Below are 22,505 nucleotides of genomic sequence, written 5' to 3' on the forward strand. Positions count from 1 at the left end.
CTGTCTCAGTCTTTGTCCGAATCTTTGTCTTGGCTCGCGGTCGCCGACAGCCCGAGCAGGCCGGCAAGCGAGCGCTGGTGGCCGGTGTCGATGGTGGCGTAGACGCTCATGCCGGCCTTCAGCTTGCGCACGTATTTGTCGGTCTCGTCGAAATAGATGCGGATCGGCACGCGCTGCACCACCTTGACGAAATTGCCACTGGCGTTCTGCGGCGGCAGGATCGCGAATTGCGCGCCAGTGCCGGGCGAGAGCGAGCCGATCTTGCCCTTGAAGATATGGTTCGGGAACGCGTCGACCTCGAGCGTGACCGGCTGTCCTTCGGTGACGTAGGTGAGGTCGCTCTCCTTCGGATTGGCGTCGACCCAGGGATGGGCCACGTCGATGATGGAGAACACCGGCGTGCCGGCGGCGACGTAGCGGCCGAGCTGGATCTGCTCGACCTGTGTTGCCACGCCATCCATCGGCGCGCGCAGCACGGTGTGGTCGAGGTTGCGCTGGGCATCGTCCAGCTTGGCTTTCGCCTGCGCGTAGGCGGGGAATTGCTCCAGCGGCAACTCGGGATTCCCCAGCAATTGGGTCCTGGCGTTGGAGAGTTGCTGCTTGATGTATTGCGCCTGCGCGCCGGCGGTAACCAGTGCATTGGACGCGTTGTCGAGATCGAGCTGCGAGCCGTAATTGTTCTTCACCAGCGACTGCTTGCGTTCGACGTCGCGCTGCTTCAGGTCCATGCCCTGCTGGGCAAGATTGAGCATGTCACCGTAGATCTTGATGTTGGCAACAAGATTGTCATAGGTGATGCGGGCTTGGGCGAGTTGCGCTTTGGCTTCTTCCAACGCATGACGGAACGGAGCGGGGTCGATCTCGAACAACTCGTCGCCGTGCTTGACGACCTGACCTTCCTTGACGACGACCTTCTGGATTTTGCCGGAGATATCAGGGGTCACCAGCACTTTCTGCGCGCCGACATAGGCGTCATCAGTGCCGACGTAACGGCCGCCATTGAGATAGAAGGTGAAGCCGGCAACCGCGACGACGAGCGGCAGCACAATCAGGAGCAGCACGCGGCGATAGCGGCGCAGGCCCGCCACCAGGCGGCGGCGCGGATCGGTGCCGGCTTTCTTGGTGGGCTTGCCGCCGTCGATTTTCTGCTCGGGCTGGAACTTGAGAACCTGATCAGCCATAGCGTTGCTCCTTACGCGCTTGTTCCGCTCCGCTGCTCTGGATCGCGGACCGCACGTTTTCCTTGATTGTTTCGAGTTGGGTGAGGAGGCGATGGGCGTCCGCCGGAGTGATGCCGTCGAGCGCGTTGGCCGTGAGCTCGGACTTCAGCCCGCTCATCCGCCCGAGCAACTGCCGCCCAGCCTTCTTCAGGTACAGCCGCTTGACGCGGCGATCCGAAGGATCGTTGCGTCGCTCGATCCAGTCGCTGTCACAGAGTTTGTCGATCAGGCGCGTCAGCGTGATCGGCTGCACCTCGAGAAGCTCGGCAAGCTCCGACTGCTTCATGCCTTCGCTGCGCTCGACCTTGGCCAGCACCGCCCATTGCGCGCGGGTGATGCCGAAGCGCGAGGCTTCCTTGTCGGCATAGACCCGGAGCAGGCGGTAGAGCTCGGCGAGTGTAAACAGGAAATTCTGGTCCACGGGTCCGGGGCTCATGAGCTTGGTCTCCAATAAGCTTGGAATATAATAAGCAAGCTTATGATTATTTCACGGCGGGTTTGCGGGACGCTGTCCCGCAGGCCGAGCATGGCTGCTGGCCGCATCGCCGGTCCTGCTTTGGGTTCCCCTTTCGAAATGCTAGAACGCCGGTCGCATGACCCTTGCAAGACCGGCATTTCCCGCGCCCGACCACGATCACGGCCGCTGCACCGCGGATGCGCTGGCGCATGCCGAGGCCGTCTGCGGAGAGCGCGCGCAGAAATTCACGCCTATACGCCGCCATGTGCTGGGGGCGCTGCTCTCGAGCCACCGGCCGCTCGGCGCCTATGAGGTGATCGACGAGCTGGCGAAATCGATGCAGCGGCCGGCGCCGATCACGGTCTATCGTGCTCTCGATTTCCTGATGGCCAACGGTCTCGTGCACCGGATCGAAAGCCGCAACGCCTATCTCGCCTGCGCCGCTCACGATCACGACGCGACTTCTGCGGTGACGTTCCTGATCTGCGAGCGCTGTGGCCTGGTCGGTGAGATTCCGTCGGCTTCCTTCGTCAGGGACCTCAACGCCGCCGCGCGCAGCTCAGGCTTCGCTCCCAAATTGTCGGTGGTGGAAATCACGGGCGTTTGTGCGCATTGTCAGAAAGCCGCATAGAGCAACAACGGCGCAAAGCCGGTTTTTAGGAAGAAATGTCCTCACCTCAAGCCATACCGTCCGCCGGTCGTCCCCTCAGTGCCGGCGCCATCGCCCTGATGCTCATGCTGTGCCTGACCTGGGGGTTCAACCAGATCGCCGTGAAGCTGGTGCTGCCGGACATTCCGCCGATGCTTCAGGCCACGTTCCGCTCGATGGGCGCGCTGCCGGTGCTGTTCATCATCGGCAGCTTGCGCGGCGTTAAATTCTTCGAGCGCGACGGCACCTGGAAGCCCGGCGTGATCGCCGGACTGATGTTCGGCATCGAGTTCGTGCTGATCTTCCAGGGCCTGCGCTTCACGCCGGCGTCGCGGGCGGTCGTGTTCCTCTACACCGCGCCGTTCTTCGTCGCGCTCGGCTCCTACCAAGTGCTCGGCGAGCGACTTGGTGGGACCCAATGGCTGGGGCTCGCCATCAGCTTTGCTGGTGTCGCGCTCGCGATCGGCGTGCCGCAGCCCAACGTCGATTCGCATGTTCTGCTCGGCGATCTCATGATCGTCGGCGGCGCGGCGCTGTGGGCGGCGACCACGCTGGTTGCCAAGGGCACGCGGCTGCGCTTCGCGGCGCCCGAGAAGGCGCTGGGCTATCAGGTCGCGACCTCGATCCCGATCCTGGGGCTGGCCGCCTGGCTCTTCGGGGAGACCATCCCCCACACCCCGTCGCCGCTGTCGCTGGGCCTGATGGCCTTCCAGGCGATCTGGGTCGTGGGAACCACGTTCACGCTTTGGTTCGCGCTGGTAAAGACCTATTCGGCCAGCAAATTGTCGGCTTTTACCTTCATCACCCCTTTGTTTGGCGTGGTGGGTAGCTATTTCATCATGCACGACACGCTGAACCTGACATTCGGGGCTGCCGCCGTCCTTGTCATTGCTGGGCTTTTTCTGGTTAACCGTCCCAGTCAATCCGCTGCGGCGCCGCGCGATGCATTGCTGAACGTCACCAAAACCTGATATTTGGACGCCATGAACAAGCTCGAAAAAACCATCGATTCCGACGTTGCGGGCCCCGCGCCCCGGCACAAGACTACCCAGGTCAAGGTCGGCGACGTTGCCGTCGGCGGCGGTGCCCCGATCGTCGTGCAGTCAATGACCAACACCGACACCGCCGATATCGACGGCACCATTGCCCAGGTCGCAGCGCTCGCCCGCGCGGGCTCCGAAATGGTCCGCATCACCGTGGACCGCGAGGAGGCCGCCGCTGCCGTCCCGCACATCCGCGACGGCCTGCTCAAGCGCGGCATCACCACGCCGCTGATCGGCGACTTTCACTATATCGGCCACAAGCTGCTCGCCGCCTATCCGGCCTGCGCCGAGGCGCTCGCCAAATATCGCATCAATCCCGGCAATGTCGGCTTCAAGGACAAGCGCGACACCCAGTTCGCCGACATCATCGAGATCGCCAACAAGAACAACAAGCCGGTGCGCATCGGCGCCAATTGGGGCTCGCTCGACCAGGAGCTCTTGACCAAGCTGATGGACGAGAACGCCGCCTCCCCCGATCCGCGCGACGTGCGCGCGGTGACGCGCGAGGCCATGGTGCAATCCGCGCTGCTCTCGGCCGCGCGCGCCGAGGAACTCGGCATGCCGAAGAATCGCATCATCCTCTCGGCCAAAGTCTCGGCCGTGCAGGATCTGATCGCGGTCTATCAGGATCTCGCCAGCCGTTCCGACTACGCGATCCATCTCGGCCTGACCGAGGCCGGCATGGGCACCAAGGGCATCGTGGCGTCCTCGGCCGCGCTCGGCATCCTGTTGCAGCAGGGCATCGGCGACACCATCCGCATCTCGCTGACGCCGGAGCCCGGCGGCGACCGCACCCGCGAGGTGCAGGTCGGCCAGGAGCTCTTGCAGACCATGGGTTTCCGCACATTCGTGCCGCTGGTTGCGGCGTGCCCCGGCTGTGGCCGCACCACCTCGACCACATTCCAGGAACTGGCCAGCTCGATCCAAGGTTTCATCCGCGACGAGATGCCGACCTGGAAGACGAAATATCCCGGCGTGGAAGAGCTCAACGTCGCGGTGATGGGCTGCATCGTCAACGGCCCCGGCGAATCCAAGCACGCCAATATCGGCATCTCGCTGCCGGGCACGGGCGAGGCGCCGGCTGCCCCGGTGTTCGTCGACGGCAAGAAGTTCCGCACCCTGCGCGGCCCGACCATCTCCGCCGACTTCAAAGCACTCGTGATCGACTACATCGAGCAGCGCTACGGCCAGGGCGCCAAGGTGCCGGTGACCGCGGCGGAATAGTTCTGCTCCAGATCAGGAATCGTAGGGCGGGTTAGCGAAAGCGTAACCCGCCTTATTTTTGCAGGCGCGAAGTGGCGGGTTACGCTTCGCTAAGCCGCCCTACATTGCTACGATGCTCCCAAGCAAGAATGCATCGGGAGACACGCCATGAGCTCACTCGCCGGCAAGCAGGGCCCGCGCTATCGCCACGCGACGGACGACGGCGCGCCTTACGAGACCATCGCGGTCGAAAAGCTGACCCCGATCATCGGCGCGGAAATCTCGGGCGTCGACATCGGCAAGCTCGTCTCCGACGATGCGCGCTCCAACCGGCAGATGGACGAGGTCCACCGCGCGCTTGCCGAAAACCTCGTCATCTTCTTCCGCGACCAGCACATCACGCCACAACAGCATCTCGCCTTCGGCCGCAAGTTCGGTGAGCTGCATTTCCATCCCGCCGCGCCGCATGAGGATGAAGACCCGGCCCTGATGAAGATCTATGCGGATGCGAATTCGCCGCGGGCCAATGGCGAGGGCTGGCATTCCGACGTGTCCTGCGATCACGAGCCGCCGATGGGCTCGATCCTCTACATCAAGCAGTGCCCGCCGCGCGGCGGCGACACGCTGTTCGCCAACATGTATGCGGCCTACGAGGCGCTGTCGGACCGGATGAAGGCCTATCTCGACGGGCTGACTGCGTTGCATGACGGCGAGCCGATCTATCGCGGGCTCTACGCCAATTACGGCGTCGCCGACCGCCCGTCCTATCCGAGTGCCGAGCATCCCGTGGTGCGCACGCATCCGGTCACAGGCAAGAAGGCGCTCTACGTCAACCGCGGCTTCACCCGCCACATCAACGGCATCCCGCGCGACGAGAGCGAGGCGATGCTTGCCTATCTCTACCAGCACGCCGAGAATCCGCTGTTCCAGTGCCGCTTTCGCTGGACAGAGAATGCCATCGCCTTCTGGGACAACCGCTGCACCCAGCACCGCGCGATGTGGGATTACTGGCCGCACACGCGCTCCGGCACGCGCGTGACGGTGAAGGGGGAGCGGCCGGTTTAACCGGCCTGCGCGCCGCGTTCCGCGTTGACGTCTTCCCGCGTCCGCGCCAATCTTGCCGGCAACAACGACCGTCGGGAGGATTTTCCATGCTCCGCGCCGAGGACAACAAATTCCTGACCGAGTCGGGCTCTGGTACGGGCATGGGCGAATTGTTGCGCCGGTTCTGGATTCCTGTGCTGCTGTCCGAAGAACTCCCTGAACCCGACGGCGAGCCGAAGAAGATCATCGTTCTCGGCGAGGAGCTGCTCGCCTTCCGCGATACGCGCGGCGTTGTCGGAATCATCGATCAATACTGCCCGCATCGCGGCGCCAATCTCTGGCTCGGGCGCAACGAGGAATGCGGCATCCGCTGTGTCTATCACGGCTGGAAGTTCGACACCGACGGCCGCTGCGTCGACATGCCGACCTCCTATCCCGACCTCAACGCCAAGGATCTCATCCGCATCAAATCCTATCCGGCGCGCGAATGGGGCGAGATGATCTGGGCCTATATGGGTCCCGCGGATGCGATGCCCGAGCTGCCCGATCTCGAAATGGCACTGCTGCCGGCCTCGCACCGCTATGTCAGCAAGAAATGGCAGGACTGCAACTGGGTGCAGGCGCTGGAAGGCTCGATCGACACCGCGCATTTCACCTTCGCCCATCTCTCCTTCGACAAGGAGGAGAACGAGATCCTGGACATCAAGAAGCATTTCGTGAATCCGATCGCGCGGATGTCGAGCGATCACATGCGCTGGATCGCGGAGGATCCGCGCCCTGTGATCAAGATCGCCGCGCACGCAGCGGGCCTCACCATCGCCGGCGGGCGGCTCACCGGCGGCGACAACATCTACTGGCGCATTGCGCAATTTCTGATGCCGTTCCACGCCTATGCCCCGAGCGCGATGCCGGGTGAGAACATCTTTGGGCAGACTTTCGTGCCCGTCACCGACACCAATTGCTGGATCTACACCTATGCCTGGAATCCGGAACGGCCGCTGACGCAAGCCGAGCGCGACGTCTTTGACCGCGGCAACGGCGTGATCGCGGAGGTTGGCGACAATTACGTGCCGCTGCGCCACAAGGGCAACGACTATCTGATCGACCGCAAGATGCAGAAGACCAGGAGCTACACCGGCATCAAGGGCGTCTCCGAACAGGATGCGGCCGTGCAGGACAGCCAGGGCCCGATCGCCGACCGCACCCGCGAGCATCTCGGTCCGACCGATCTCGGTATCATGCATTTCCGGAAAGTCGTGATGGAGCTGGCGCGGGCGCTTCAGCAGGGCGAGCCGCCGCCGCAGGCCGCGCATCAGGATCGCTATGCCGTGCGCTCGGGTGCCTGCGTCACCAGCAAGGCCAAGGACCTTTCCGCGGTGATGCTGGAGCGTTTCGGTGACGTCACAGGCTTTGTCGGCCGGCCGCGAACAGCGGCAGCGGAGTAGTACTTGGGACAGCCGCGCAGCATCATCGCAAGTCTCGTCTCGACGCTGGTCGCGTCGATCTTGCTATGGTCGCTGGCGCCTGCAGACTCTGGTCATGCTGCTATCGCGCGGAAAATCGCGAAACCCAAGCCGCCGCACGCGCCGGTCAAGTGTGAGCTGTCGAAATTCCGGATCCTCGTGGATGTCGGGCACACCCCGGACTCCTACGGCGCGTTGAGCGCGCGCAACGACACGGAGTTCGGCTTCAACTTCCGGCTTGCAAGTCTGATTACGGCGAGGCTCAAGGCCGAAGGCTTTGCCGCGACCCGGTTGCTCGTCACGGACGGCAAGGCGCGGCCGAGCCTGTTCAAGCGCGTCAGCACCGCGAATGACGCCCGGGCCGATCTCTTCCTGTCGATCCATCACGATTCGGTGCCGGACAAGCTGCTCGGGAGCTGGGAGTTCGACGGCGCGAACAGCTATTTCAGCGACCGCTTTTCGGGCCACTCTCTGTTCGTGTCGCAGCGGAATCCGCACTTCGCCGCCAGCCTGATGCTGGCCCGGATGATCGGCAGGCAGCTGAAGCAGCAGGACCTGCACTATGCCAGCCAGTACACCCTGCCGGTGATGGGCCGCTACCGGCGCCAATTGCTCGACAAGGATGTCGGCGTCTACCGCTATGACGGGCTCGTTGTGCTCTCGCAGACCCGCAGCGCCGCAGTGCTGCTCGAAGCGGGCTCCATCATCAACCGCGACGAGGAGATGGCGATGAACTCCCCGGAGCGGCAGGAGATCATTGCGGGAGCCGTGGCGGTGGCGATGAGGGAATTTTGCGAGAGGCGGTAGTTCGCGCCCCTAGCAATGACGGGAATCTATAGCGGCCCTCCCCGGTACTCCCGGTTTGCCAAGCTTGCCTCCTCCAGGTCCAGATCGCGCTCGATCCGCCGCCGCGTCTCGTCGGTGATCTGGCCCTCGCGCAGCAGCTCGTGGATGAACTTGCGCTCGGTGGCGATCAGACCGCGGGTCAGGGCGGTGCCGGCGGCGGAGACGTCGTGGTGGGTGGGATCGAGCGAGTCCGGCAGCTGGTTGACCCGGATCTCGTGGCGGGCGCGCAGGAGCCGCATCACCTCGTCGGACACGTCCTTTTCCTCGGTCAGCGCGTCGAGCGACTTTAGCGCCGCGTCGAGGGCCTGGCGCCGTGCCGCGATCTCGGCCTCGTGCTCGGCGGCATGCTCGTTGCGACCGGCTTCCGCGACACCGAGCCAACGAACCACGGGGGGCAGCGTGAGGCCGACGCCGATCAGTGTGATGAAGATGACGCCGAACGCGACGAACAGGATCAGGTCGCGAAACGGGAAGGCCTCGCCGCCCGGCAGCGTGAACGGCAGCGCCAGTGCTGCCGCCAGCGACACCGCGCCGCGCACGCCGGTGAACGCAAGCACGAACGGCCATTGCCATGGTGGTGACGGATCGCGCGCACGCAGCGACTTGCTGAGCATTCGTGGCAGATAGGTCGCGGGATAGAGCCAGGCGAAGCGCGCGATCACGACCACCGCCAGCACCACGGCAGTCGCAATCATGATGTCGTCGAGCGGGAACGCCTTCGATTTCTCGTAGAGTGCGCGCATCTGGAATCCGGTGAGCAGGAACAGCAAGCCCTCGATCAGATAGATCACGAGGTCCCAGAAGAAGATGCCTTGCAGGCGCGTCGATGCCGAGATCAGCAGCGGGCCATTCCAGCTCACATAGAGGCCACAGGCGACGGTGGCGATCACGCCGGAGCCGCCGAGATGCTCGGGCAGCCAGTAGGACACGTAGGGCGTGATCAGCGACAGTGTCAGCTCGACCTGCGGGTCTCCCGACCATTTGCGGAACCGCAGGGAGAGCCAACCGACGCCGATGCCGAAGGCGATCTCGCCGGCGACGATGAGCAAGAACTCGCCGCCTGCCAGAGGCAGCGAGAATTGCCCGACCATGATTGCGGCGAGCGCGAAGCGGTAGAGGATCAGAGCGGTGGCATCATTCGCGAGCCCTTCGCCTTCGAGGATGACCATCAGCCTGCGCGGCAGATGCAGCCGGCGCGCGATCGCGAGCGGCGCCACCACGTCGGGCGGCGCGACGATGGCGCCGAGCAGGAAGCCGATCGTCCAGGGCAGGCCGATGAAATAATGCGTGGCGGTTGCGACCAACGCCGCGGTGAAGATCACCGCACCGACCGCCAGCAGCACGATCGGGCGAAGATTCTTTTTGAACTCGCGCCAGCTCATCGCGACGCTCGCCGAGTAGATCAGCGGCGGCAGCACCATCAGCAGCACCAGTTCCGGCGGCAGTTCGACCGCTGGCATGCCCGGCACGAAGGCAAGGCCGACACCTGAGAGCATCAGCAGAATGGCGGGCGCGATGTTGAAGCGGCGCGCGACAAGCGCGGTGCCCGCCAGCACGGCGAGCAGGATGAGAAAGGTCTGAAATTTCGCTTCCATGATGGTCTGTCTTCACCCGGAAGCGGCCGCAAGGTCAATGCGTGCGGCTCACGCCAGCCGCTCGGCCACGATGCGGCCGATGCGTGCGAACACGGCTTCGATCTGCGCCGCGCTCGGCGTGCCGCCCTGGGTATAGGTCGCGATCAGGATCGGTGCATCGGGCTTCGTATCGGGCTTGGGCCAGGCCACCGCGATGTCGCCCGAGGCGTCCTTGCCGTTGTTGCCGGTCTTGTCGCCGATCTTCCAGCTTGCGGGGAGCCCGCCACGCAGCCGGTTTGCACCGGTCTTGCAGCCCACTAGCCACTCCGTGAGCTGCGCACGCGAGGTGGCCGACAGCGCCTCGCCCGTGAGCAGCCGGCGCAGATTGCCTGCCATCGCCGCCGGCGTCGTGGTGTCGCGGGGATCGCCGGGCGGTGAGCGGTTGAGCTCGGGCTCGTTGTGGTCGAGCCGCGAGGTGGTGTCGCCGAGCGACCGCCAGAACGCGGTGAGTGCGGCGGGACCGCCGATCCGCGCCAGCAATAAATTGGCGCAGGTGTTGTCGCTGAGCTCGACGATCGCCTTGCACATCTCGGTGACCGACATTGCGCCGGCGGCAATGTTCTGCTTGGCAACCGGTGCGTACTCCAGCAGGTCGGCCTTGCCGTACGGGATCATGGCCGCAAGCTGATCCTCGCCACGATCGACCCGCGCCAGGACGCAAGCCGCCAGCGAAGCCTTGAATGTCGAGCACATGACGAACCGTTCGTCGGCGCGCCAGGCGAGCCTTGCGCCGGTCGCGAGGTTCTCGGCATAGACCCCGATCCGGCCGCCACTCTCGCGCTCATAGGTTTCGAGCTCAGGCTGCGCGTCTGCGGCGAGCGCGGGGGAGGCGGCGATCCAGTACAGCGAGGCGAGCAGCGAACGGCGGTCGAGAAGCATGGTGGACCTTTTGAGCGAGACGGGGGCGGAGGAGAGATGCGGCATGCACTCCATCCGCATCGTCATTGCGAGCGCAGCGAAGCAATCCGGTCTTCCTCCGCGGAAAGACTCTGGCTAGCTTCGCTGCGCTCGCAATGACGGAGGATGTGGGACGAGTGTGCCCGATTTCGGGCAGCGGAAGCCCTCACTCTCGCAGATCATACCGGTAAGACTTCGATACGATCTGCCAGCCATCGGCGAGCTTCATAGCCACCAGATAGTCCGTGAAAAAACGCGGCGGCAGTTGGCATCGGACCTTGATGAAGGCGGTCTTGTCGTCCGAACGGTCAATCGTGACGATGAAATCCTCGCGCGGCTTGCCTTCGGCCTTGCCGGAGGGGCGCTTGCGCACGCGGTCGAGCCAGTCCGGCACGGTCAGCACCTGCAGCTCGCCCTTCTCGACCCAGCGCAAATCGGCGGAGGGATGGAAGATGGCGCCGAGCTTTTCGGCATCACCCTCGTAAAGTCCGTCGAAGTAAGATTGCACGACGGCTTCGACGCTCGAACGGTTCTGGCTCATGGGTCATCCCTTTGAATGATGGCTCAGGGCGAACTTAGTCGTACACGTCAAAATGCGCTATGGTGTCCGTACCATTTGCTGGGACGCTGTGATGACCGGATCAGAGAATTCGAACGCTCCCTTCCTGATCGGCGAATGCTGCTGCCGCGCCGTGCGCTACGAGGTAGCGGACGCGTTCTCCTATGCGATGAACTGCCATTGCTCGAATTGCCGCCGCACCACCGGCGCTGCCTTCAAGCCGTTCGCCGGCATCGAGCAGGGCAAGCTCCGCATCGTCAGAGGCGAGAACCAGCTCACCATCTACGGTGACGAAACCACCCACGACGCCCACTGCGCCCGCTGCGGCTCGTTGCTTTATTCCCGGGTGCGCGACGGAAAATGGGTCCACGTCGCCATGGGAACCCTGGTCGATGCCCCCTCGATCCGACCGAGCGCCCACATTTTCGTGGGGTCGAAGGCGCCCTGGCACGAGATTACGGATAATCTGCCGCAATATCGGGGCCACATCGGGGATGTCTGAGGGAACCTGCTGCGCACCTGTTTGGCGGCGAACCGCGGCCGGACTGGCGCGACGAACAAAGGGGATCTTTCGGCTTGCCGCCGGCGCCATCTTCGTGACCTCCGTTACAAGCGTCCGCGACGGACCCTGCTAAAGCCGTCCCAAAGGGCGCGAACCGCCCCGAAATCGGAAGTCGTGTCATGCGCAAATTGCTCAGACTTTGCCCAGTCCTCCTCGCCGTCGCGCTGCTATTCGGCGCCGGGCCTGCTTTCGCCGGAAAGCGCGTCGCGCTCGTGATCGCCAACTCCGCCTATCAGCATGCGCCGTCGCTGACGAACCCCGTCAATGACGGTTCGGTGATGGCCCGGACGCTGAAGGAGGCCGGGTTCGACATCGTCGATTCCCGGCACGACCTGACGGCGCAGGAAACCCGGCGTGTGCTGCGCGAATTCGCCGACCGGACCCGCGATGCCGATATCGCCGTGGTCTATTATGCCGGCCACGGCCTCGAGGTCGAAGGCTCGAACTATCTGATCCCTGTCGACGCCAAGCTGGAGCGTGACACCGACGTCTTTGACGAGGCGCTCTCCCTCGACCGCGTCCTGGTCGCGGTCGAACCGGCCAAGCAGCTTCGCCTGGTGATCCTGGATGCCTGCCGTGACAATCCGTTCGGCAAGACCATGAAGCGCACGATCGCCTCGCGAGGCGTCGGCCGCGGCCTCGCCCAGGTCGAGCCGACCAGCTCGAACACGCTGATCGCCTATTCGGCCAAGGCCGGTTTCACGGCGCAGGATGGCGACGGTGCGAACAGCCCCTTTACGGTGGCGCTGTCGAAGCATCTGACGAGGCCCGGCCTCGACGTCCGCCGTGCCTTCGGCTTCGTGCGCGACGACGTGCTCAAGTCGACAGGTAATAAGCAGGAGCCGTTCGTCTATGGCTCGCTCGGCGGCGAGGACGTGCCGCTGGTGCCGGTCAAGGTGACCGCTGGGGCTGCCGCTGCGCCCGCGCCCAACCCTCAGGCCGACATCCGCCGCGATTACGAGCTCGCGCTCCAGGTCGGCAACCGGCCGGCGTGGGAGGCCTTTCTCGCCCAGCATCCCGACGGCTTCTATGCGAGCCTTGCCAAGCTGCAACTCGAGAAAATCGGCGCCGAGCAGGCTCATGCGGCGGCCACCGAGAAGGCGAAACAGGCCGAGGCCGAGCGCGATCGTCTTGCCGCACTTGGCGCGCAGGAGGATACGCAGGCCAAGGCAGCCGCCGATGCGGAGGCCGCCGAGCAGATACAGCTTGCGGCGCAAAAGGCCAAGGAGCAGGCGCAGCAGCAGGCGGCCGCTGCCGAGCAGCAGCGCGTCAATCTCGCCGCCGCGGCGCCGAGTGCAGCGCCCGCCAGCACGGCGGGCCCCGCCGGCACCAACGTCGCCTCGCTGACGCCGGCCATCGCGCCGGCCGATCTCAGCCGCTCGGTACAGACCGAGCTCGGCCGCGTCGGCTGCTTCTCCGGCGCCCCCGACGGCAACTGGACGACATCCGCGCAGCGGTCGTTATCGCAGTTCAACCGTTATGCCGGCACCAAGCTCGACGTGAAGGTGGCGAGCACCGATGCACTCGACACGGTCAAGTCGAAACAGTCGCGCGTCTGTCCGCTGGTTTGCGAGCACGGCTTCAAGACCGACGGCGACAAATGCACCAAGATCGTCTGCCGTGATGGCTATGCGCTCAACGACGACAACGAGTGCGAGAAGCAGCGTGCCGCCAAGCCTGCGACCGCCAAGCCTGCGACCGCCAAGCGGGACGACGGCGACGAGCGTCCCGCACGGCAGCGTCGTCAGGCCGGCGGTGAGGCTGCCGGAGCGGCCGGCGGCATTGGTGGCGCTGCGGGCATCGCTGCTGCCGCTGGCGCCAGCCGCCGCTCGAGTGGCGGACAGCTATTCTGCAACAACAGTGGCTGTCGTGCGGTCAACCGAGGCTGCCATCTCGAATATCGCGGCGGCGGCGGCCCGGGCAACGATGGCAATGCCGAGGTCTGTAACTAGGATTGCGGAAATGAGTTCAGGTCGAGATCGCGCTCGCCGCGATGTTGACCGTCAGCGCCAGCAAGGCCGTGTTGTAGATGAATGAGACGATGCCGTGCGCGGTGGCGGTGCGGCGGATGGTCTTGTCGGAGATGCCGACATCGGAGACCTGCGCGGTCATGCCGATCACGAACGAGAAATAGACGAAGTCCCAGTAATCTGCGTGGTCTTCCTTGTCGCCGCTGGGAAACTGAAGGCCGCCCGGCGTGGCGTGCCGGTAATAATCATGCGCGTAATGCAGAGCGAAGATTGTGTGCACGGCGGCCCATGACAATACGATGGTGGTGATTGCGATGCTCAGCTCCAGGCCGCCGCGATGCGGCGTTCCAAGCTCGGAGACGATCGCGGCGATGCTGGCGAAGGCGCCGATCGCCGTCACCAGCAGGATCACGAAGCGACCGTCGTCCTGCATCGCTGCGGCGCGGCGGATGTGCTGGTGGTCGTTGCACAGCATCATCGCGTAGACCAGCACCAGATAAACGGCGATCAACGCATCCCAGCCGAACAGAAGCCGCGTGACCAGCCGGTGCGAACCCGGGATGAGCAGGCAGACGAGAATACCAACGGCAAGCGACATGAACGTCCGCGGACGCGCATAAATCAGCCGCATCGGCCGCGACATCTTGCGAAAGCGGGCGAGGGCGGGGTCTTCCTTGCTGCCGCCCGCCATCGCGCTATCAGCTCTTCCGTTCGGCCACGAACCGCGCAGCCGCTTGCAGCACGGCGGCCCGTTCGCCGAAGATCGACACGGCGCTGTCGGCGCGCGCGAGCAGATCGCGCACGCGCTGCTTGGCGCCTTCGATGCCGAGCTGGGTGACGAAGGTGGTCTTGCCGAGCGCTGCATCAGCGCCGGCAGGCTTGCCGAGCGCGGCGGCATCGCCTTCGACGTCGAGCAGGTCGTCGGCGATCTGGAAGGCTTCGCCGAGCGCGCGGCCGTAATCGTCGAGCGCCTGATATTCCTTTTGCGAGGCCTGGCCGAGGATCGCGCCGGCGATGCAGCCGTAGCGCAGCAGCGCGCCGGTCTTCATCTGCTGAATGCGGGCGACGTCGATCGGCTCGTTGCCGCCAAAGCGGCCTTCGCCGGCGAGGTCGAGAATCTGGCCGCCGACCATGCCGCCGATGCCGGCGCAGCGCGCGAGTGCGCGGGTCAGCAAAAGCCTCACATTGGCGTCGCGATGAATCTCGTCGCGGGTGATGATGTCGAAGGCGAGTGTCAGGAGGCCGTCGCCGGCGAGGATCGCGGTCGCGTCGTCGGTCTTCTGGTGCAGGGTCGGGCGGCCGCGGCGCAGGTCCGAATTGTCCATCGCCGGCAGATCGTCATGGATCAGCGAATAGCAGTGGATGCATTCGAGCGCCGCACCGACGAGCAGCGCGGCTTCGCGGGACACGCCGAACACGGCCGCGCTCTCGACCACCAGGAAGGGCCGGAGGCGCTTGCCACCGTTGAGGCTCGAATAGCGCATTGCGTCCATCAGTCGCTTGGGCCGGGCGATCTCATCGGGCAGGATGTCGTCCGACAGCAGGCGCCCGAGCAGGGCCTCGGTGTCATCAGCGGTCTTGTCCAGACGTTTGGCGAAATCGGACGGGGACGTGCCGGTCATCAAGAAGGGCTCCAGAACTAAAATTCGGCGGGACAATCCTTTATGCGCCCGCCTCAGTCAATCGTTTGGAAGGCCTAAAAAGTGCTGGAAAAGGCCCGAATTATCACAGACTTAATGCCGGGCCCGTGGCCGCGTTTCGTTCTGCGCCGGAAAGGTTGATTTGCGCGTCGTCAAAACCCTTCTCCTGGTGCTCGCGGTCGCGGCTCTCGCGCCCTATGTCGTCGCGCCGTTCTACCGTGCCGGCCATCCCGTTTCGACGCTGATGATCTGGCGCTCGCTGCGGGGTGCGCCGATGCAGCGGGAATGGATCGATCTGGCGGCGATGTCGCCCTCGCTGCCACGCTCGGTGGTGGCGGCCGAGGACGCCCATTTCTGCAAGCATCACGGCATTGACTGGGGTGCGCTGCGTGAGGCGATCGACGATGCGAAGGAGGACGGCACCCCGTTCCGGGGCGCTTCCACCATCACCCAGCAGGTGGCGAAAAACCTGTTCCTCTGGCAGGGGCGGGACTTCGTCCGGAAGGCGCTGGAATTCCCGTTGGCGCTGTGGATCGATCTCGTCCTGCCCAAGGCACGGATCCTGGAGATTTACCTCAACATCGCCGAGCTCGGCCCGCAGAGCCAGTTTGGGGCCGAGGCCGCCAGCGCCTATGCCTTCGGCAAGTCGGCGGCGAACCTCTCCCCCCGGGAGGCCGCGCTTCTAGCCTCTATCCTGCCGAATCCGGTCAAACGCAGCGCCAGGACGCCGGGACCGGGTGTCCGGCGGCTGGCCGGGACCTATGTGGCGCGAGCGCAGGCGAGTTCACTTTCGACCTGCTGGCGGGAGAATCGCTGATTTCCGGTCCTTTTCGGGCGCATTTTCCGGCCCAGAGCCCTAGATTTAAGGCAGGCCTTCCTCTATAAGCCCGGCCTTGACCGGCATTCAGCTCGCCTCGGTTTGCGGGTGCTGAGCCGTCCCCTCGCGGACGATGCCCCAAAACACCAATCCCTAGAGGATATTGAAATGGCCGTTCCGAGAAGAAAAACCTCGCCGTCCCGTCGTGGCATGCGCCGCTCGGCAGACGCCATCAAGAAGCCGACCTATGTGGAAGACAAGGATTCCGGCGAACTGCGTCGTCCGCACCATCTCGACCTCAAGACCGGCATGTACAAGGGCCGTCAGGTCCTGAAGAAGAAAGAGTCCTGAGTTCGGGACCTTTCTGTGGGCAGGACGATCGGGCCTGCCTGATTTCGGCCCACCCATGAGATATGACAGTGACGGCGGCGGAGCGAATGCATCGCCGCCGCATTGTCCTGTCTGGATATCTTGATCGAGAAGGCATTTCGCCGATGGTCGGTTTCCCGCTGCTCCTGATCCCGCTCGCGGTCTACAACATCATCGCATTCCTGATGCCGAGCGTGTCCTTTGCGGACGTGCTGTTCAAAGTGCCGATGATCACGGGCGAGGCCTGGCCGGTCACGCTCGCCGACGTGATGCTCGCGCTAGGTATCGTGCTGCTGCTGCTCGAAGTGGTCAAGGGCGCGCGGCCCGGCTCGAAATTCCTGATGGATCATCTGCTGTCGCTGATCGTGTTCGGCGCGGCTGCGGCCGAATTCGTGATGTGGCCGAAATTCGGCAACTCCACCTATTTCCTTCTGGTGCTGCTCGCGATGGCCGATTTCCTCGGCGGCATCGCCCAGCGCACCCGCCGCCGCGTCGCTTATGTCGCTGAAACGACGGTGCCGGCGCCCCGCAAGACCAAGCGCCAGGCCGAGACGCCGGCGGATGAGTTCGAGCCCAAGTTCGAGCCAGTGTCCGCTCCGCGACCAGCTCCGGCGGAGCCGCCCGCGCCCACGGCACAATCGGTCGCCGAATCCGTGCTGATGGATCACCCGGCGCCGAAGCCTGTGAGTGCGCCCTCGCCGGAAATTCCCTCGCCGCATTTGCAGCCGGGCAACGGCACCCAGCCGTCTCCCGACGCGCCGCGCTGATTCAAGCCACCTGCCGCGTGCGCGCGCTAACGCTCGGAAGCGGGCGCTTGCTGCCATAGGCGACCTGCGCATCCTCGGAAGACGCGCGGCGGAGCCGGCTCGCCTGGGGCAGATGCTCGGCATTGGCGATGAGCTGGGCGACGAAGCTGGGATCGGGGCGTGGCAGCGGGGCCTTGTGGACCCACTGCAAAACCGGCATCACCGGCACCAGGGCCGAGCCTGTGCCGTTGTCCGCCACGTCCAGTTGACCAGTACTCAACATCGCAATCACCGTTGACCGGCCTAGATTGTCGCGTTTCGAGACGCTGGCGCCGGTGCGTGTCATGTACTCGCAAGGCCTATGCCGGGTGAGCCGCTTCGGTTCCTGCGAGCGAGGAAACGTGGTTTCCAAATTGTTTATCAACTTTGCCTAGGGTCAATGGCGAATCTGGCTTTATCCTGTGCCGGCTCAGGACTCCCCGCTGTCCCGAAACGAGGCGATTTTGACCCCCGCATTGCCGCAAGCCTCCGACATCCTGGCTGCCCTCGGCCAGGCCGTGTTCGCCTGGGACATCGCCAGCGATGCCATCGTCTGGGGTGAGCAGGTCAGCGCCATCTTTCCCGGAATTCCCGCCGAACGGCTGGCCACCGGCGCCGAATTCGCCAGGCTGATCGAGCCCGCGCAATCAATGCGGACCGCCGCGCTGGCGCAGACCTCAGCCGTGCATGGCGCCGACGGCACGCCCTACCGGGTCGAGTACGGCGTGCGCATGAGCGCCGCCGATCCCATGGTCTGGATCGAGGAGACCGGCCGCTGGTTCGCCGGCCCCGACGGCCGCCCGGTGCGTGCGATCGGCTCCGTCCGCATCAACAATGAACGCCATGCCCGCGACGAGGAACTGACGAAGCTGGCCCGGCTCGATCCGCTGACCGGCGAGCTCAATCGCTCGCATCTGATCGCCGCGCTGGCCGAGGCCATCGAGGAGACGACCCGTTTCCGCTCGACCGCGGCCTTCATGCTGGTCGGCATCGATCATCTCGCGCGTGTCAACGAGGCCTTCGGCTTCGACGTTGCCGACGCCGTGATCCTCGACGTCGCCACGCGCATTCGCGCGCGCTTGCGCGGCGGCGACGTGCTCGGCCGCTTCTCCGGCAACAAGTTCGGCCTGATCCTGAAGAACTGCACCGTCGATGACATGAACGTGGCTGCCGAACGTTTCCTCGCCGGCATTCGCGACGAGGTGGTGCCGACCAAATCCGGACCGGTGTCGGTCACCGCCTCGATCGGCGCGGTCAGCGTGCCGCGCTATGCCCGCAACGCCGATGAAGCCGTCAATCGCGCCCACGAGACCCTGGACACCGCGAAACAACGCCGCGTCGGCTCGTTCGCAGCCTGGCGCCCGGATGCCGCGCGCGACGCCCAGCGCCGCGTCAACATCCGCGTCACCGACGAGATCGTCACCGCACTGAATGAGCGCCGCATCAAGCTTGCCTATGAGCCGGTAGTTGCCGCCCTTTCGCGCGACTGCGCCTTTCACGAATGCCTGGTGCGGATGGACCAGGGCGACGGCCAGGTGCTGCTCGCGCCCGACATCGTGCCGGTTGCGGAACGCCTCGGCCTGATCCGCCTGGTCGATCACCGGGTGCTCGAGCTCGTGGTCGCCGAGCTCGCGGCCGCGCCGGACATCTGCCTCAGCCTCAACATCTCGCCCGACACCACCATGGATCCGGATTGGTGGGCGGGAATCGAATCGCTGATGCGTGCCCATCCCGGCGTTGCCGAGCGGCTGATCGTCGAGATCACCGAAACCGTCGCGATCCAGGACATCGACGATGTGCGCGGCTTCGTCACCCGGCTGAAGAATTTCGGCAGCCGCATCGCCATCGACGATTTCGGCGCCGGCTACACCTCGTTCCGCAATCTGCGCAAGCTGGGCGTGGACATCGTGAAGATCGACGGTGCCTTCGTGCAGAACATCACCCGTTCCGCCGACGACCGCGCCTTCGTGCAGACCCTGATCGACCTCGCCCGCCGCCTCGACATCAAGACGGTGGCCGAATGGGTGCAGGACGAAGAAGCTGCGAACATGCTGCGCGACTGGGGCTGCGACTACATCCAGGGCCGCCTGATCGGGCTCGCCTCAGCCGACCGCCCCTGGGGCGCGCCGCCGGATAACGTGCTGCCCGCGGCAGGCTGAGACACCTGCCAATCCCTCACGCGCCCTCATCCAGCGCCACGAGCTCGCGCTTCTTACGCAGCGCGGGTAATAGCGGCGCCATCAGCAGCACCAGCGCGAGCGCAAGACACGCTGCCGAGATCGGCCGCTGCACGAAGGTCCAGAGGTCGCCCTGCGACAGGATCAGCGACTTGCGCAGATTGTTCTCCATCATCGGTCCCAGCACGAACGCCAGCACCAGCGGCGCGGGCTCGAAGCCGAGCTTGCGCATGAAATAGCCGATGATCCCGAACGCGATCATCACGTAGACGTCGAACACATTGTTGCTCGAGCAGTAAACGCCCAGGATCGTGAACAGGATAATCAGCGGGAACAGGATGTTGTAGGGCAACTTGAGCAGCTGCACCCACATGCCGATCAGCGGCAGATTGAGGATCAGCAGCATGACGTTGCCGATATACATGCTGGCGACGATGCCCCAGAACAGGCCGGGGTTTTGCGTGATCAGTAGCGGCCCCGGTTGCAGGCCGTGGATGACGAAGGCGCCGAGCAGCAGTGCCATCACCACATTCGGCGGGATGCCCAAGGTCATCAGCGGAATGAACGCGCCGCCGGCCGCCGCGTTGTTGGCGGATTCGGGACCCGCTACGCCCTCGATTGCGCCATGGCCGAAGCGCTCCGGCGTCTTCGACAGCCGCTTCTCCAGCGCATAGGACGCGAACGAGGCCACCACCGCGCCGCCGCCCGGGAGAATGCCGAGCAGGAAGCCAAGTAACGTGCCGCGCGCCACCGGGCCGGCGCTCGCCTGCCAATCGGCCTTGTTGGGCAGCAGCTGCGTGATTTTGGCGTTGATGATGTCGCGTTTGATCACCTGCTCGGTATTGAGCAGCACCTCGGCGACGCCGAACAGGCCCATCACGACGGGGACCAGTCCTATGCCGTCGATCAGCTCCATGCGGCCGAATGTCAGCCGCGGCTGCGCGGTGATGCTGTCGAGCCCGATCAGTCCGAGCACGACGCCGATACATGCCATCAGAAGCGCTTTCGGCATCGATCCCTGCGTGAGGAAGGTGAGCACGACGAGGCCGAGCACCATCAGGCTGAAATATTCGGCAGGGCCGAACGCGATGGCGATGTTGGCGAGCCGAGGCGCCACCAGCATCAGTGCAACGAGTGAAAATGTGCCGGCGATGAACGAGCCGAAGGCTGAGATGCCCAGCGCGGGGCCGGCACGACCCTGCTTCGCCATCTGGTGGCCGTCAATACAGGTCACGACGGAAGCCGCCTCGCCGGGAATGTTGACCAGGATTGAGGTCGTCGAGCCGCCATACATCGAGCCGTAATAGATTCCCGCCATCATGATGATGCCGGATTCCGGCGTTCCTGACAGTGTCACCGGAAGCAACAGAGACATCGCCGAGATCGGCCCGATGCCCGGCAGCACGCCGACCAGCGTGCCGATGAAGACGCCGATGAAGCAGTAGAGCAGGTTGATCGGCAGGAGAGCGACGCCAAACCCATGCGCGACGTTGAGAAGCGTATCCATGCGATCAGCCGATCCCGAACAGGCCGGAGGGTAACTGGATCAGCAGCAGTCGCTTGAGCATCCACCACATGCCGAGCGGTGCCAGAACGGCGATCGGCATCGCCAATGTCCACCGCAAGGGATCGATCAAGCGCAACAAAAGCAGCATGAGCGGGATCGATGACAGCAGGAATCCCAGCGGCTCAAGGGCAAAGGAAAACGCGGTAAGGCAGACGATGACGAGTAACGGCTTGCTCCAGCTCACGTTCTGCCAACGCGAAGCCAGCGTTGGTCCGCCCTCGGTGATGGCCGAGATGATAATGCTGGCCGCGAACACGCACATCAGGATGCCCGTGTAGAAAAGCACGTAGCCGGAGCCAGGGTCGTTGATGGTGCCGAGCTTGAGCTTTAAGCCTTGCCAGATCACGAAGCCGCCGAGCGCGAGCCCGATCAACCCACCCCAGAGTTCGGAGTTGTTGAGGCGGAGTTTGACGGTGGTTTGGTCGTTCATCAATACCTCTCGGCCGTGCCGGGACGCTACGCGGCGCGAAGCGGTGCGCTGCAGATCCGGGATCGATAGGTGCGTGGCAAAGGTAGGTCCCGGCTCTGTGGTGCAGCGCTGGAGAAGCGCTGCACCACGCCCGGAACACGAAAGTGGCTCAATACTACTTCTTCGCAAGCCCGAGCGTATCGATCACCTTGCGCTCCGATTCCGTGACCTCGACGACGAACTTCTTGTAGTCCTCGGTATTCTTGTAGCTCGGCACCATGTCGTATTTGGCGAGCGTGGCGATCACTGCGGGATCCTCGACTGCCTTCTTGAAGGCGTCGTGCAGCTTGGCGACGATCTTGGGATCCATGCCCTTGGGGCCGGCGATGCCGAACGGGGAATCATAGACCATGGGATAGCCGAGTTCCTTCAGCGTCGGCACGTCAGGATAGTTCGGTGATCGCGCGCCGGTCCACACCATGAGAAGCTTCAGCTTGCCGGCGTCGACCAAGGGTCGCCAACCGGTGGAGTCGGCCTGCAGCATGGTGTGCTGGCCGAGTACCGCGGCGTTGGTCTCTGCCCCGCCCTTGAACGGCACCTGCGTGAGCTTGATGCCGGACATCGCGGCGATCTGCTCCATGCCGATATGAAGCGAGGTGCCGGTGCCGGGCGTCGCGTAGGTCACCTTGCCCGGATTTGCCTTCGCGAACTCGACCACGTCTTTCCAGGACTTGAATTGCGACTCCGCGCTGGTGGTTACGCCGAAGGTGTAGCCGGTGAGATGTATGATGTAGGTAAAATCCTTTGCCGGATCCCACGACACCTCCTGCATCAGGGGCAGGCGGAAGACGGTGATCGGAAGCTGTGAGATGGTGTAGCCGTCCGGCTTCGCAGCCGCGGCCATGGTGGCCGGTCCAACCGTACCGCCGCCACCGGCTTTGTTGTCGATCACGATGGGCTGCCCCAGGACCTTGGACGCGCTGTCGGCGATCGCGCGCATCGAGATGTCGGTCGATCCGCCGGCCGGCCATGGAACGATCAGCGTCACCGGTTTGGTGGGATAATCCTGTGCACCCGCGGCGGTTGCGAGCAGCGCGCTCACGACGGCATGCATGGCGGCAATGGCAAAGGTCTTCAGCCCGTATCGCGACATCGAAACTCCTCCCTCGCGGTGGCCTCGTTCGGACCGCCGTT

The 22,505-nt window shown here is 64.5% G+C and carries 23 protein-coding genes; 12 read left to right on the forward strand and 11 right to left on the reverse strand.

From position 1 onward, the window contains the following. Window positions 1-5: 5 nt before the first annotated feature. Window positions 6-1,181 (reverse strand): HlyD family secretion protein, encoded by a 1,176-nt coding sequence (locus ACFQX9_RS08810; protein WP_247475069.1) that lies wholly within the window; start codon window positions 1,179-1,181, stop codon window positions 6-8. Continuing rightward, window positions 1,174-1,656 carry a MarR family winged helix-turn-helix transcriptional regulator gene (locus tag ACFQX9_RS08815; RefSeq protein ID WP_026233050.1) on the reverse strand — a complete coding sequence of 161 codons (483 nt, stop codon included), beginning with the start codon at window positions 1,654-1,656 and terminating at the stop codon, window positions 1,174-1,176. Before ACFQX9_RS08815 ends, ACFQX9_RS08810 begins: the two co-directional genes overlap by 8 nt. Before the next feature lie 157 nt (window positions 1,657-1,813). On the opposite strand from ACFQX9_RS08815, the gene ACFQX9_RS08820 reads away from it, so the two are divergent. From ACFQX9_RS08820 to ACFQX9_RS08845, 6 genes are all read left to right on the forward strand, one after another. Further along, entirely contained in the window at window positions 1,814-2,308 is a 495-nt protein-coding gene (locus tag ACFQX9_RS08820; protein ID WP_377787807.1) for a Fur family transcriptional regulator, read from the forward strand. A gap of 35 nt (window positions 2,309-2,343) precedes the next feature. Continuing rightward, entirely contained in the window at window positions 2,344-3,297 is a 954-nt protein-coding gene (locus tag ACFQX9_RS08825) for a DMT family transporter (protein ID WP_007615962.1), read from the forward strand. Window positions 3,298-3,309: 12 nt separating this feature from the next. Then, a complete protein-coding gene (ispG, locus tag ACFQX9_RS08830) occupies window positions 3,310-4,593 on the forward strand; it encodes a flavodoxin-dependent (E)-4-hydroxy-3-methylbut-2-enyl-diphosphate synthase (RefSeq protein WP_018455912.1) in 1,284 nt (427 codons plus the stop codon). Window positions 4,594-4,740: 147 nt separating this feature from the next. Next, complete coding sequence (locus tag ACFQX9_RS08835) at window positions 4,741-5,637, forward strand: TauD/TfdA family dioxygenase (RefSeq protein ID WP_204513101.1); 897 nt, start codon at window positions 4,741-4,743, stop codon at window positions 5,635-5,637. 86 nt (window positions 5,638-5,723) lie between these two features. Next, entirely contained in the window at window positions 5,724-7,061 is a 1,338-nt protein-coding gene (locus ACFQX9_RS08840; protein WP_377787810.1) for a Rieske 2Fe-2S domain-containing protein, read from the forward strand. A gap of 3 nt (window positions 7,062-7,064) precedes the next feature. After that, on the forward strand, window positions 7,065-7,886 hold the full coding sequence (locus tag ACFQX9_RS08845) for an N-acetylmuramoyl-L-alanine amidase (protein ID WP_018455915.1): 822 nt from the start codon (window positions 7,065-7,067) through the stop codon (window positions 7,884-7,886). Between the two features lie 26 nt (window positions 7,887-7,912). Here ACFQX9_RS08845 and ACFQX9_RS08850 read toward each other — a convergent pair whose 3' ends face one another. The 3 genes from ACFQX9_RS08850 to ACFQX9_RS08860 form a co-directional block, all read right to left on the reverse strand. Continuing rightward, window positions 7,913-9,520 carry a Na+/H+ antiporter gene (locus ACFQX9_RS08850; RefSeq protein WP_085385517.1) on the reverse strand — a complete coding sequence of 536 codons (1,608 nt, stop codon included), beginning with the start codon at window positions 9,518-9,520 and terminating at the stop codon, window positions 7,913-7,915. A gap of 48 nt (window positions 9,521-9,568) precedes the next feature. Further along, window positions 9,569-10,438 (reverse strand): class A beta-lactamase, encoded by an 870-nt coding sequence (gene bla, locus ACFQX9_RS08855; RefSeq protein WP_085362047.1) that lies wholly within the window; start codon window positions 10,436-10,438, stop codon window positions 9,569-9,571. A 184-nt stretch (window positions 10,439-10,622) separates the two neighbouring features. Beyond that, complete coding sequence (locus tag ACFQX9_RS08860; protein WP_007598116.1) at window positions 10,623-10,997, reverse strand: nuclear transport factor 2 family protein; 375 nt, start codon at window positions 10,995-10,997, stop codon at window positions 10,623-10,625. Between the two features lie 91 nt (window positions 10,998-11,088). On the opposite strand from ACFQX9_RS08860, the gene ACFQX9_RS08865 reads away from it, so the two are divergent. Next, entirely contained in the window at window positions 11,089-11,517 is a 429-nt protein-coding gene (locus ACFQX9_RS08865) for a GFA family protein (RefSeq protein WP_018455918.1), read from the forward strand. Between the two features lie 179 nt (window positions 11,518-11,696). Continuing rightward, entirely contained in the window at window positions 11,697-13,529 is a 1,833-nt protein-coding gene (locus ACFQX9_RS08870; RefSeq protein WP_377787814.1) for a caspase domain-containing protein, read from the forward strand. A gap of 16 nt (window positions 13,530-13,545) precedes the next feature. Here ACFQX9_RS08870 and ACFQX9_RS08875 read toward each other — a convergent pair whose 3' ends face one another. Next, window positions 13,546-14,238, reverse strand: coding sequence for a DUF1345 domain-containing protein (locus ACFQX9_RS08875; protein ID WP_085349782.1), 693 nt, complete (start codon window positions 14,236-14,238; stop codon window positions 13,546-13,548). A gap of 7 nt (window positions 14,239-14,245) precedes the next feature. Next, window positions 14,246-15,169, reverse strand: coding sequence for a polyprenyl synthetase family protein (locus tag ACFQX9_RS08880; protein ID WP_377787817.1), 924 nt, complete (start codon window positions 15,167-15,169; stop codon window positions 14,246-14,248). A 160-nt stretch (window positions 15,170-15,329) separates the two neighbouring features. Here ACFQX9_RS08880 and mtgA point away from each other — a divergent pair, with 160 nt between their 5' ends. From mtgA to ACFQX9_RS08895, 3 genes are all read left to right on the forward strand, one after another. Next, window positions 15,330-16,004 carry a monofunctional biosynthetic peptidoglycan transglycosylase gene (gene mtgA, locus ACFQX9_RS08885; protein ID WP_018455922.1) on the forward strand — a complete coding sequence of 225 codons (675 nt, stop codon included), beginning with the start codon at window positions 15,330-15,332 and terminating at the stop codon, window positions 16,002-16,004. Window positions 16,005-16,172: 168 nt separating this feature from the next. Next, entirely contained in the window at window positions 16,173-16,355 is a 183-nt protein-coding gene (rpmF, locus tag ACFQX9_RS08890) for a 50S ribosomal protein L32 (RefSeq protein WP_007598106.1), read from the forward strand. A 143-nt stretch (window positions 16,356-16,498) separates the two neighbouring features. After that, the gene (locus ACFQX9_RS08895) at window positions 16,499-17,140 is read left to right on the forward strand and encodes a hypothetical protein (protein ID WP_026233053.1); all 642 of its coding nucleotides are present in this window, start codon (window positions 16,499-16,501) and stop codon (window positions 17,138-17,140) included. A gap of 1 nt (window position 17,141) precedes the next feature. Here ACFQX9_RS08895 and ACFQX9_RS08900 read toward each other — a convergent pair whose 3' ends face one another. Further along, window positions 17,142-17,402, reverse strand: a complete 261-nt coding sequence (locus tag ACFQX9_RS08900; RefSeq protein WP_166517526.1) for a hypothetical protein — start codon at window positions 17,400-17,402, stop codon at window positions 17,142-17,144. A gap of 220 nt (window positions 17,403-17,622) precedes the next feature. On the opposite strand from ACFQX9_RS08900, the gene ACFQX9_RS08905 reads away from it, so the two are divergent. Further along, a complete protein-coding gene (locus ACFQX9_RS08905; protein WP_026233055.1) occupies window positions 17,623-19,317 on the forward strand; it encodes a bifunctional diguanylate cyclase/phosphodiesterase in 1,695 nt (564 codons plus the stop codon). Between the two features lie 16 nt (window positions 19,318-19,333). Here ACFQX9_RS08905 and ACFQX9_RS08910 read toward each other — a convergent pair whose 3' ends face one another. The 3 genes from ACFQX9_RS08910 to ACFQX9_RS08920 all read right to left on the reverse strand — a co-directional run bounded on the left by ACFQX9_RS08910 (window position 19,334) and on the right by ACFQX9_RS08920 (window position 22,464). Beyond that, the gene (locus ACFQX9_RS08910) at window positions 19,334-20,842 is read right to left on the reverse strand and encodes a tripartite tricarboxylate transporter permease (RefSeq protein ID WP_377787823.1); all 1,509 of its coding nucleotides are present in this window, start codon (window positions 20,840-20,842) and stop codon (window positions 19,334-19,336) included. 4 nt (window positions 20,843-20,846) lie between these two features. Further along, window positions 20,847-21,332, reverse strand: coding sequence for a tripartite tricarboxylate transporter TctB family protein (locus ACFQX9_RS08915; protein WP_204513108.1), 486 nt, complete (start codon window positions 21,330-21,332; stop codon window positions 20,847-20,849). A gap of 154 nt (window positions 21,333-21,486) precedes the next feature. Beyond that, window positions 21,487-22,464, reverse strand: a complete 978-nt coding sequence (locus ACFQX9_RS08920) for a tripartite tricarboxylate transporter substrate binding protein (RefSeq protein ID WP_085349787.1) — start codon at window positions 22,462-22,464, stop codon at window positions 21,487-21,489. Window positions 22,465-22,505 lie beyond the last annotated feature (41 nt).

The sequence above is a fragment of the Bradyrhizobium sp. GCM10028915 genome, assembly GCF_042666195.1.
GTDB lineage: Bacteria > Pseudomonadota > Alphaproteobacteria > Rhizobiales > Xanthobacteraceae > Bradyrhizobium > Bradyrhizobium canariense_D.

Excerpts from the sequence above, each read along its gene's own strand:
- ACFQX9_RS08810 (WP_247475069.1), bottom strand. The coding sequence starts at position 1,181 with ATGGCTGATCAGGTTCTCAAGTTCCAGCCCGAGCAGAAAATCGACGGC.
- ACFQX9_RS08815 (WP_026233050.1), bottom strand. The coding sequence starts at position 1,656 with ATGAGCCCCGGACCCGTGGACCAGAATTTCCTGTTTACACTCGCCGAG.
- ACFQX9_RS08820 (WP_377787807.1), top strand. The coding sequence starts at position 1,814 with ATGACCCTTGCAAGACCGGCATTTCCCGCGCCCGACCACGATCACGGC.
- ACFQX9_RS08825 (WP_007615962.1), top strand. The coding sequence starts at position 2,344 with ATGTCCTCACCTCAAGCCATACCGTCCGCCGGTCGTCCCCTCAGTGCC.
- ispG (WP_018455912.1), top strand. The coding sequence starts at position 3,310 with ATGAACAAGCTCGAAAAAACCATCGATTCCGACGTTGCGGGCCCCGCG.
- ACFQX9_RS08835 (WP_204513101.1), top strand. The coding sequence starts at position 4,741 with ATGAGCTCACTCGCCGGCAAGCAGGGCCCGCGCTATCGCCACGCGACG.
- ACFQX9_RS08840 (WP_377787810.1), top strand. The coding sequence starts at position 5,724 with ATGCTCCGCGCCGAGGACAACAAATTCCTGACCGAGTCGGGCTCTGGT.
- ACFQX9_RS08850 (WP_085385517.1), bottom strand. The coding sequence starts at position 9,520 with ATGGAAGCGAAATTTCAGACCTTTCTCATCCTGCTCGCCGTGCTGGCG.
- bla (WP_085362047.1), bottom strand. The coding sequence starts at position 10,438 with ATGCTTCTCGACCGCCGTTCGCTGCTCGCCTCGCTGTACTGGATCGCC.
- ACFQX9_RS08860 (WP_007598116.1), bottom strand. The coding sequence starts at position 10,997 with ATGAGCCAGAACCGTTCGAGCGTCGAAGCCGTCGTGCAATCTTACTTC.
- ACFQX9_RS08865 (WP_018455918.1), top strand. The coding sequence starts at position 11,089 with ATGACCGGATCAGAGAATTCGAACGCTCCCTTCCTGATCGGCGAATGC.
- ACFQX9_RS08870 (WP_377787814.1), top strand. The coding sequence starts at position 11,697 with ATGCGCAAATTGCTCAGACTTTGCCCAGTCCTCCTCGCCGTCGCGCTG.
- ACFQX9_RS08875 (WP_085349782.1), bottom strand. The coding sequence starts at position 14,238 with ATGGCGGGCGGCAGCAAGGAAGACCCCGCCCTCGCCCGCTTTCGCAAG.
- ACFQX9_RS08880 (WP_377787817.1), bottom strand. The coding sequence starts at position 15,169 with ATGACCGGCACGTCCCCGTCCGATTTCGCCAAACGTCTGGACAAGACC.
- rpmF (WP_007598106.1), top strand. The coding sequence starts at position 16,173 with ATGGCCGTTCCGAGAAGAAAAACCTCGCCGTCCCGTCGTGGCATGCGC.
- ACFQX9_RS08895 (WP_026233053.1), top strand. The coding sequence starts at position 16,499 with ATGGTCGGTTTCCCGCTGCTCCTGATCCCGCTCGCGGTCTACAACATC.
- ACFQX9_RS08900 (WP_166517526.1), bottom strand. The coding sequence starts at position 17,402 with ATGTTGAGTACTGGTCAACTGGACGTGGCGGACAACGGCACAGGCTCG.
- ACFQX9_RS08910 (WP_377787823.1), bottom strand. The coding sequence starts at position 20,842 with ATGGATACGCTTCTCAACGTCGCGCATGGGTTTGGCGTCGCTCTCCTG.
- ACFQX9_RS08915 (WP_204513108.1), bottom strand. The coding sequence starts at position 21,332 with ATGAACGACCAAACCACCGTCAAACTCCGCCTCAACAACTCCGAACTC.
- ACFQX9_RS08920 (WP_085349787.1), bottom strand. The coding sequence starts at position 22,464 with ATGTCGCGATACGGGCTGAAGACCTTTGCCATTGCCGCCATGCATGCC.